Origin of the sequence: Tessaracoccus oleiagri (assembly GCF_900103275.1) — a bacterium.
GTDB classification, from domain to species: domain Bacteria; phylum Actinomycetota; class Actinomycetes; order Propionibacteriales; family Propionibacteriaceae; genus Arachnia; species Arachnia oleiagri.
Genome location: NZ_FNGP01000010.1, coordinates 1 through 1840 on the forward strand (window position 1 = coordinate 1; position 1840 = coordinate 1840).

Genomic DNA, 1840 nt, shown 5'->3' on the forward strand with positions numbered 1-1840 from the left:
GCGGTGATGGTGTAGCGGCCGGGCTGCTCGTAGACGTAGCCGCAATCCGGCGATGGTTCGTTGTTGGTGAAGCGCGGCCGCCACGGCGTGCCCTTGCCACAGGCGACGGTGTCGCCATTGCCCATCTCCCACACGACGCGGTCGACTTCGGCGGTAGCGGTGACGGTGTAGCCGCCCGCGCTCGCGGACGCGGTGATCGGCCCCCACGACTGGTCGTCCTGCGAATCCGCCCACATCCACGTGTTCCAACCCACATAACCCAAGGAATCGGGATCATCCGCCACTGACCTCGGGAAGATGCCCATGCGGATCGCGCGGAGGCCCATGGTGTCTACTGCGCGCTGGGCCAAGACACGGGGATTTGGTGAAGGGACCGGGGCATCCGGTGCCGATGTAAGCAGGCGCTCAAAGGCCAATCCCGGATCAGGGATTCCCGCGCGGTTCGGTCGGACACATGTGTAGATCGCGCCGTGGGTCTCACCTTGCCAGACCGCGTGTGTGAAGGGTGGCGGATTACTGCTCGCTCGGCACCACGCTTGGGCTGACTCACTCCAAGTGCCTCCTTCAGCGCGACACGAGATGCGTACAGACCTGAACTCGCAAACTCGTTCTCCAGCATGCGCCCGAGGAGGGGTACGACTTGAGCCGCTAGTGCCGGTCTCGGCAACAGGCGGTGCGGGACCATCTACTTTTAACGAACACACAGCGTAGGTGGAACTGGTTCTACCGCAGCTCGGATCAGCAGAGGCCGGCTGCAGAGCTAGGGATAGGACCAGCAGCACAGAGACTAGTCCTGAGCGGATTAGCACGACTCCACCTCTTGGTCACGAATCATGGCGATACGCCAGATGCCGTCAGCGCCCTCTTGGAGCGTCGCGGTCACTTCAACATAAGGGATTGGCCGATGGCCAGTGTCTCCCTTGGTTTTCGCGTCGAGGACCTTCACCCGTGTGCGGTCGTTGCAGTAAGTGACCTGAGCAGTCGTGATCCCGTCTGCATCGGTCGTTGGCTCAGCTACGGCGATGTCGTGAAATGACCGGTCCCCGACCGCGACGTGGCCGTTCTCTCGGATTTCCTGGATTTCGTCGAGGATCACGTTTGCTGCTTCGCCGGTGGAGACGATCTGAGTCTCGGTCAGGTCTGTAAGTGTTGGGTCAGCGGCGAACTTATCGAAGACGTTCCAGTACCGGATCAGGCCCTCGCGGATTGCCAACTCCTCGGCAGACGCGTCAGGCTCCGCCGGTGGAAAGGACTCGAAGACGCTCGGAGAAGGGCTCGGTTCGGGGCTGGGGCTGGGCTCCACGCTCGGGGAACTGGAAACACTCGGAGCCACGCTGGGCGACGCCGACGCCGACGCGGACGTCGACACGTCGGGCCCGGGGTCGGGCTGGGAGGTGCAACCCACGGCGAGGCCGAGGCTGGCGAGTGCGATGGCAACGAACTTCTTCATGCGGAGGGGATCCTTATGGTTGGGTGAGTCGCTCGGTGGGTGCGTCGGCGGTGACGCTGAAGGTGACGGGAAACAGGGGGATGACGGCGAGGGCCCGGCCGGTGACGGTGGCCGAACTGATGCGGGGGCCGCGCCGCACGTCGGTGCGAATGGTGTCGAGGGAGCCGTTGTCGGCGGCGGCGAGGGCGACGGCTCGGCCGTGGGCGGCGGTCCCGTTGAACGCCGCGGCGGCGCGGGCGCCGTCCTGGGCGGCGGCCTGCGCCGTCGTCTCGGCCCAGCTGTACATGGCCCACTGGAGCGTGTCAAGTTGTTTGTGTAAGTGGTCGACATTTCAGGGGTTAGAGGTAGGGCTGGATTCGGTCGGGGTAGGCGAGGGCGAGTTGGGCGAGG

The 1840-nt window shown here is 64.8% G+C and carries 2 protein-coding genes and 1 pseudogene; all 3 read right to left on the minus strand.

The genetic code is table 11. The annotated features are described in order from the left end of the window. Window positions 1-236, minus strand: a pseudogene (locus tag BLR46_RS14715) (hypothetical protein); the annotation flags it as partial. 566 nt (window positions 237-802) lie between these two features. After that, window positions 803-1450 carry a hypothetical protein gene (locus BLR46_RS14720; RefSeq protein WP_093253881.1) on the minus strand — a complete coding sequence of 216 codons (648 nt, stop codon included), beginning with the start codon at window positions 1448-1450 and terminating at the stop codon, window positions 803-805. 13 nt (window positions 1451-1463) lie between these two features. Further along, on the minus strand, window positions 1464-1736 hold the full coding sequence (locus BLR46_RS14725) for a hypothetical protein (protein ID WP_093253883.1): 273 nt from the start codon (window positions 1734-1736) through the stop codon (window positions 1464-1466). Between the last annotated feature and the right edge of the window lie 104 nt (window positions 1737-1840).